At 65.8% G+C, this 7970-nt stretch carries 5 protein-coding genes; all 5 read left to right on the top strand.

The window, feature by feature from the left end:
- A partial coding sequence (locus tag AB4Y86_RS07170) for a LuxR C-terminal-related transcriptional regulator (RefSeq protein ID WP_441401391.1) occupies nt 1–1133 on the top strand: 1133 nt, incomplete at its 5' end.
- A gap of 60 nt (nt 1134–1193) precedes the next feature.
- Complete coding sequence (locus tag AB4Y86_RS07165; RefSeq protein WP_441401389.1) at nt 1194–3860, top strand: LuxR C-terminal-related transcriptional regulator; 2667 nt, start codon at nt 1194–1196, stop codon at nt 3858–3860.
- Nucleotides 3861–4542: 682 nt separating this feature from the next.
- Nucleotides 4543–5856, top strand: a complete 1314-nt coding sequence (locus tag AB4Y86_RS07160; protein WP_441401387.1) for a SufS family cysteine desulfurase — start codon at nt 4543–4545, stop codon at nt 5854–5856.
- A 12-nt stretch (nt 5857–5868) separates the two neighbouring features.
- Nucleotides 5869–6351, top strand: a complete 483-nt coding sequence (gene sufU, locus AB4Y86_RS07155) for a Fe-S cluster assembly sulfur transfer protein SufU (protein WP_441401385.1) — start codon at nt 5869–5871, stop codon at nt 6349–6351.
- A 657-nt stretch (nt 6352–7008) separates the two neighbouring features.
- Nucleotides 7009–7970: nucleotide sugar dehydrogenase (locus AB4Y86_RS07150; protein ID WP_441401383.1), on the top strand; the 962-nt coding region annotated here is incomplete at its 3' end.

The following is a 7970-nucleotide window of genomic DNA, read 5'->3' as shown; positions in this document are numbered from 1 at the left end:
GGATCCACACCGCGAGCCTGCTCTGCGAAGCCATGGCCGTYAGCGGCGATGTCCTGGCAGCAGTGGCACTGGGCAAGCAGGTCATCGCAGCAGCGGAGTCCGTTCCTTTGGCCGACCGCACGATCCGAGAGATCCGCGGCCGGTTCCTGCTCCTGATGCTGCTGTCAGCTAAGTTCCGGGAGGCGGCGTCCTTCCTTTCGGCAACATCCGCCACCGATGAGCCGCAGGCGCGCCTTGGCGGGATGTATGAAATCGGCCAGGGCGTCATCGATCTCCACAACGGGCACTTGAACGGCGCTATCCCGTGGCTTGAGGCCGGGATGTGGCAGCTCCGGGTGCAGGACCCGGATGCATTGTCCGGTCTGGCCACGGCGGCCTGTGCCTACGCGACCGCGCTGGCCGGCGACGAGGAAACAGCCACCCAGTTGCTCTCTGACGTGACGCAGCCGCGACGCCAGGGTTCCTGGCTGGTGCGTCGATTGGCGCGCTACTTTGAGCTCTGCTCGCTTGCCGAACTTGGTCAGCGGGCTTCTGCGATCCGAACCTTGGTCGCCGAAGCGGACAGTGACGCCGACGACGGCGCCCTTTCTACCGGACTGCTCTTCCTCTCTGCGGCGGCCAGGCTGGGGGATCGGCAGCTGTGCCAGCAGCTGTCCGGCATCGCCGGACAGGTAACCGGACAGTTCGCCCTGCTGTGCCTGCGCCTGGCCGATGGAGTGAAGGAATTCGGCAGCGAGCAGCTGCTGGCTGTTGCCAAGGACGCTGACGCCGCCGGGAATGCCGTTTTCGCCCGCGACGTTGCCCGGCGGGCGGTCTATTGCGCCAACGAGGCCGGGAACCGAATAGCGTTGCGCATTTCGCAGCGTGCGGAACAGTCCCTCGATGACAGGTTCGGGAGCCCCAAGAACGGACTGCATTCGTTGACCACCTCGACGCTCACGGCCAGGGAATGCGAAGTGGCTGTCCGGGCGGCAGCAGGGGCATCCAACCGCAAGATCGCCGAACAGATGCACGTCTCCGTCCGCACGGTGGAGGGGCACCTGTACCAGGTGTACGCAAAACTCCATGTCGCGAGCCGATCGGAGCTCAAAGATGTCATCTCGAGTCCGGCGGCCAGCGCCCGCATCGGTTGACCTGCCCAGGGCCGGTGCGGGTGCCCCGGTTGCGGTCGACGACGTCGAGAGTGGCCCCGAGTGGAAGGCCTGACTGATACCGTAGCCCTCATCGGCCGGTCCGGCGTCGTCAGGGACGTGGTCCACTGCCTTCGCGACGCCGGTCGGGCCGGGGCCCTGATTGTCGGCGGTTCAGGGTCCGGGAAGACGGCAGTCGTCAAGGCGGTCCTAGCCGATCTGCAGCCGCACGGGATGGTGGTCAGGCTCGCCGCCACCCCGGCTCTCGCGGCCGTCCCGTTCGGTGCGCTGGCACCGTATCTGGCAGGGCTTCCGGCACACGAACTCGACTCCTATGCGGCTGTGCTCGGGGCCGTGACCGCCAAGTTGAGATCCGAACCGGCCCTCACGCTGTTCGTGATTGACGACGCTCAGAGTCTCGACCGCGGGACCATCCAGTTGGTTGCGGAGGCGGTCGCCACCGGCGCGGCTCGGCTGCTCACCACTTGCCGGCCCGGGCCGCTGATCCCCGAAGAGTTCCTGGCATTGTGGGACGACGGCATCATCGCAAAGTTCGACCTGGGACCCCTGAGCCGGGCCGAGGTGCACCAGCTCTGCGAACAAGCGCTGCAGGCTGATGTGTCACCGTGGGTCAGCGAGCTGTTTGCCAAGCTGACTGAGGGCAACCCGTTCATGCTGCTGTCCCTGATCGACCACGCACGGACGACCGGATCAATCGGGCAGCGCCGCGGAACATGGTTTCTGCTGGCGCCGCCGGATCTTGGTGGGATCCCGGCCGCGGACCTGGTGGACCACCAGGTACGCTCCATGTCCCCGGAGGAGAAGACCGCTGCCGACATCGTGGCCCTGGCCGGCCCGCTGTCGCTGGGCCAAGTTCTCCGGTTCAGCAGTCCACGGGCTGTCGACGCCCTTGAGAGTGCAGGGATCATCACGGTCTCACGCGGCCTCGACCGCATCGTCAGGCCAGCCAGCCCGCTCATCGGCGAAATCATCCGGGGCCGCGTCCCTGCTGCCAGAAGCGCCAGCCTCCGAGCCGATCTCATGGCACTTCCGTGGACAGGCACGGCGCTCCCGGAGGCATTTCTGAACCAATTGCGATGGTCACTTGATTCCGGCGCTGCCCTCGCGTCCCCGGACCTGATCCGGGGTGCTGCGGCGGCCAACATCGCCTTTGATACCGCGACGGCGCTCCGTGCCGCGGGAGCCGTTCGCGAGGATGTCTTCCTGTCCGAAGCGCGAATCCAGCTGGCCTACACAAGCTATGTCCTCGGCCTGAACGAGGTTTCGGCAGGCCACCTTGAGTCCGCTCAGCCGCTCCGTTACGGGCGTGTATCCTATCTCGCTGCCCTCCTCTACGCCCGGCTTGGAAAACCGCCGGCGGCCGCCGAACTGCCGCTTGAGGCCGGCGCAGCAGGGGCCGGACCGGGCGGTACGGCACAGCGCCCTTGGGCAGCGCCGAGCGTTGGCCTCGCCACCGGTCTCCTGCTGCACGGCTGGGACGGAGGGGTCGCGGAGCTCGAGGTGCGGCTCCAAGAGCTTGTCGCCGCCACCGAGGGAAACCCGGAGATCCGGATTCCGGCGGCTTCCCGCCTTGCCGGGCTGGTTTCTGCCCGAGGCCGTGTCCTGGCGGGGCTGGGCATCGATCGGGAGGCCTGGCGCGGGGTCCAGAGCGCCGACCTCGGACTTCCCCTGGTCTACGAAGACGTGCTGGCACGACACTGTCTGAACCTGATCCGGGCAGGGGAGTGGGAAGAGCTCGCTTCGGTGCTCGATGACTACACCGCCGGCCTGCCTTCTCGGCTGCTGTACAGCGGGGGACTGCTGCATGTGATGCGTGGCTACTCCCGGCTACGGCAGGGGCGGATCCCGGAAAGTCTGGCCGAGTTGCTGCTCGGGGTAGAGGAACTCCTCGTGGTCGATCCTTGGGAACTGCTTGCCTTTGCCCACTCCGTCACAGCCTATGCCGCGGCCGCCCTCGGACGCACCGACGAGGCGAAGGAACAGGCAACCGCCTTCCGAGGCGCTGTCTACCGGGAGCCGGAGACCCTCAGGCTCCTTGCTGAGGGCTATTGCACGGCCGCTGAAATTGCCTGTGGCAATGGCAACGGAAGCGACAACAGGAGTGGCAGAGACGAGGACATGAGCGAGCTCAACCGGCTCGCGACAGAGGCGCAACGGCAGGGACTCACAGCTGTAGAGACCGACATTCGCCGGCTCGCCCTGCGCGGCGGGGACGCAGCGGCCGCGAGGGCCCTGGCTGCCAGCAGCGATGCCGTTGAGGGTCCGGAGGCTCGACTGTTGCGGGCCTACGCTCTCGCCGTCGCCGCCTCTGACTCCGCCGAACTGATGGCGCTCAGCGACCAAGCGATGAGCGCCGGATATCTCCTGCTTTCGCTCGAGGCCGGGCAGCAGGCCGCGCATTTGTTGGAAGGCGATTCGGACAAGTGGAAGCTCACCGCCGTCCAACGAAAAGTTCACCACCGGATGGTCGCGGCCGGCATGTCCGGCAACATGAACATCGTCCGCGGTGAACACTACGCCGACCTCACATCCCGGGAGTCCGAAATTCTGAAGCTGGTCGCGGGCGGCGCTTCGAACGCGGAGATTGCCGCCCGGCTGACCGTTTCCCAACGGACTGTGGAGGGGCATCTCTACCGGATTTTCGGGAAACTCGGTGTGAGCCGCCGTGCCGAGCTCGTGGACGTCCAACGCGATCTGCCGCCCGCCTGATGTCCATGCCGGCTGGCTGCCCCCTGTGGGGCCGGCGCCAATCACCGGGTTCTGGGCGTTCACGCGTGCCCATTGGGTAACTACTGCGTGACAAGACGGCCGTGCGGGAGTATGCCTAAGTAGTGGGATAACGAAGACCGCAGGAGAAGTCGGGTAATCCCTACTCGTGTGCAGCTTGGGAGGCCGCGATTGACTTAAGCCAGTTCCGAAAACGTCTCACCCTTCATATCCGAACTCCTTCATTGGAATCGTACGGTGCCCTTGCCGGCAGCCGTACCCCGAAGACGGAGCCGGCGGCGTCAGAGCCTTCTGAGACCGAGGCTCTCCCCCCAGCCGCCGCCGGCTCCCTTAAACGGTCTGCACCACTGAAAGACGTGGAACCGGAAGAGGTGCGGTGCACGAAAACCGCATCGATCATCGCGAACTATTAACGCCCCGCCTTCGGACGCTCGGTCCGCAGACGGGGCGTTTTCTTACTCCATGCCACCAACGGAGGCGTCCCTGCAGCCGATATAGGACCTCCGGCTGGGGGCGGCCGCGCTCGCTTTTGCCAGCTCCGCTGGCGCTGCTCAGCAGCCTCGCGGGAACGTGGAATAATTAGGTCTAATCTGCGTGACGTAATAGCGCCTGCCTATCCTCTGGGTAAGCCGCTTGCGCCGCAGCGAAAGCCGATCCAGGAGTCTTGTCTATGGTTGCCACGCCAGCCCATCTCCTCCGCTCTGCCACGGCGCTGGGCAACGAGGAGGTCATGCGGATCCGCAATGATTTCCCGATCCTGAACCGGTCCGTCAACGGGCACCCGCTCATCTATCTGGATTCAGGCGCCACGTCGCAAAACCCGCTCAGCGTCCTGGAAGCGGAACAAGAGTTCTACGAGCAGCGGAACTCTGCCGTGCACCGAGGCGCGCACTACCTGGCGGTCGAGGCCACCGAAGCGTTTGAAGACGCGCGAGAGACGGTGGCCGCCTTCATTGGTGCGGATCAGGACGAGCTGGTCTGGACCTCCAACGCCACCGAGGGCCTGAACCTGATTAGCTACTCCTTCCTGAACGCTTCCCTGCCCGGCGCCCCGGCCGAATCCGCCCGCTTCGCGCTCGCCGCCGGCGACGAAATCGTGGTCACGGAGATGGAGCACCACGCCAACTTGATTCCTTGGCAGCAGTTGGCCGAACGGACCGGCGCAACGCTGAAGTTCATTCCGGTGGACGACGCCGGAGCCCTGGATCTCGACGCCGCTGCCCGGCTGATCGGCGGCCGCACCCGCGTGCTGGCCTTCACCCACGCCTCCAACGTCCTAGGCAGCATTAACCCGGTGTCTGCGCTGGTATCGCTCGCCCGGGCGGCCGGTGCCCTTGTGGTGCTGGACGCCTGCCAGTCCGCCCCGCACCTGGCCTTGGACGTCAAGGACCTGGACGTGGACTTCGCCGTCTTCTCGGGGCACAAAATGCTCGGCCCCACAGGGATCGGCGGCCTGTACGGTCGCTCGGAGCTGCTGAACGCCATGCCGCCCTTCCTGACCGGCGGATCGATGATCACCACCGTCACCATGGAACGCGCTGCCTTCCTGCCCAGCCCGCAGCGCTTCGAGGCCGGCACCCAGAAAATCTCGCAGGCAGTGGCGCTGGCCGCGGCCGCCAACTATCTGAGCGAAACGGGCCTGTCGCGGATCCACGCGTGGGAAAGCGAATTGGGCCGGCGGCTCGTGGAAGGGCTGGAGGCCATCCCGGGCGTCCGCGTGCTTGGCCCCGCGGCCGGCCGGGAACGGATCGGCTTGGCCGCGTTCGACGTCGCAGGGGTGCACGCCCACGACGTCGGGCAGTTCCTCGACAGCCGTGGCATCGCCGTCCGCGTGGGCCACCACTGCGCTCAGCCGTTGCACCGCCGGCTCGGGCTCACAGCAAGCACCCGTGCCAGCACCTACCTGTACAACACCACCGACGACGTCGACGCGTTCCTCGACGCCGTGGCTGGTGTCCGCGGCTACTTCCAAGCTTGAGGACGGCACTGCATGAGTCTTGACCAGCTGTACCAACAGATCATCCTGGAACATTCCAAGGCGCGGCACGGCAGCGGCCTGTCCGCTGCCGCGGTGCCGGCGGGGGCCAGCAGCGGCCAGTCGCACCAGCTTAACCCCGTCTGCGGCGACGAGATCACCCTGCGGGTCTCGGTGGCCGGCGGAAACGTCAGCGAACTGCGCTGGGACGGCGATGGCTGTTCCATCTCGATGGCGTCCGCCTCCGTGCTGACGGACCTGGCCGAAGGCCTGGAACCGGAGGAACTGCAGCGTGTGATCGACAGCTTCCGGGAGGTGCTGCGCTCCCGCGGGAAGGTCCCGGCCGATCCGGAAATCCTCGGCGATGCAGCCGCCTTCGAAGGCGTGTCCAGATACGCCGCCCGGGTAAAGTGCGCCATGCTCTCCTGGGTCGCAGCCGAGGACGCCCTCGGCCAGGCCTCGGCCGGTAGCCCTGGCGATATGCCCGCAGCGCGCTGACCCAGAGAGTGCCAACTCCGTAGTGTGCTGAACCGGCCGGACGTCACGCCGGCTTTCCGCTGGAACCCGCGTGGCGTTGTGACCTCCACATCCCGTTGACGTCTGCCGGCGGCTAACGCTGCACCTGTGTTCCTGAGCTTTAACGGACCGTCATCTCGCGGCGATTCCCTGCCCGTCTGCGGTCTCAACACGCCCACCTCCCATGGCCGCGGACCCTGAAACACAAGCTCGGCTACGCTGTCTGCCCCTTTCGTCCACCCCGTTGCCGAGTAGCCAAGCGAGTGGTGGGGCGGTGTCGAAACGGGTATTCGACTGCCGCTTCTGTGGCGCCCCGCGATAAAGACGGGTAGGCCCCACTCGTGCCTGAAGTAGCGCCTGGTTCCTACTCTGAATCATGTTGGGGCATAGAAAAAACGGGGACGAACTGGAATCCCGGACAATGCAAAATGCACCTGACTCTCGGCATCGGGGGCCGCAAATCCATGTCCCCCGTTCCTCCGACGTCAGACGCCTTCCATTCGATCGGGAAAAGCCATCCAGATCTGAACCGGTGACGAGTTGGGAAGTAGCCGTGGAACCCAGACCACTCCGTCGTCGGCCTTTTCTCCGGCACAGAAAGTCAATGGGACAGCACGAAAACCGGAAGGTCGAAGAATCATGACGCCGAACACCAAAACGAAGAATCGCCGAACCAAGGCGCCGGAAGTCGCTCCGCTGACCGACGCGGACTCTCAATGGCCGGAGGAGCTCCCGCGGGCCGCGGCCCCCGTGCAGGCCATCACCACAGTGCCATTCAACGAACCGGCGGATGGTGCGCAGCCCTTCAGCTTCGACGTGGCCATCGTCGGCCTCGGCTATGTTGGACTCCCCACAGCGCTGGCTATCAATGCTTCCGGCCGGCGTGTTCTCGGGCTCGACGTCTCCGAGGCGCGGTTGGCCGTCATCCGCTCCCAAGAGGCGGACCTGCTCGACTCTGACAAAGTCCGGTTGGACTCCGCACTTAGTGACCCAGCCTTCATGATCAGCACGGATCTGTCGTTGCTGGCGCGTGCCGCCGCGGTCGTTGTCTGCGTTCCCACTCCCGTGGATCCATACCTCGTTCCTGACCTCGGAATTCTCCGGGCAGCATGCGCCTCCGTGGTCGAATTTGCCGTCCCCGGCCAACTCTTGATGCTGACCTCGACGACCTACGTCGGGTCCACCCGGGACCTCCTTGCCGCGCCGTTGGCAGCCAAGGGCTTGATCCCGGGACGGGACATATTCGTGGCGTTCTCGCCCGAACGCATCAACCCGGGGGTAGACGCCTTTTCGCACGAAGATGTCCCCAGGGTTGTCGGCGGGGTGACCCAGGCCTGCGGCGACGCCGCTGCGGCGCTGCTGAGCGTGAGCACCAAGCTGGTCCACAAAGTCCCGTCGGCGGACGTGGCGGAAATGACCAAACTCGTGGAAAACACCTTTCGGGCCGTGAACATCGCGCTGGCCAACGAGTTCGCTGATATCTGCCAGGGACTTGGCATGGAGGTCATGGACGTCATCGATGCCGCCTCAACAAAGCCCTACGGATTCATGCCCTTCACTCCCGGACCCGGCGTCGGGGGCCACTGCATCCCGTGCGACCC

The organism is Arthrobacter sp. 2YAF22_2, assembly GCF_052114645.1.
Taxonomy (GTDB): Bacteria; Actinomycetota; Actinomycetes; order Actinomycetales; family Micrococcaceae; genus Arthrobacter.
The sequence above is the reverse complement of the archived record's forward strand: the minus strand, read 5'-3'. Positions and strand labels throughout refer to the sequence as shown.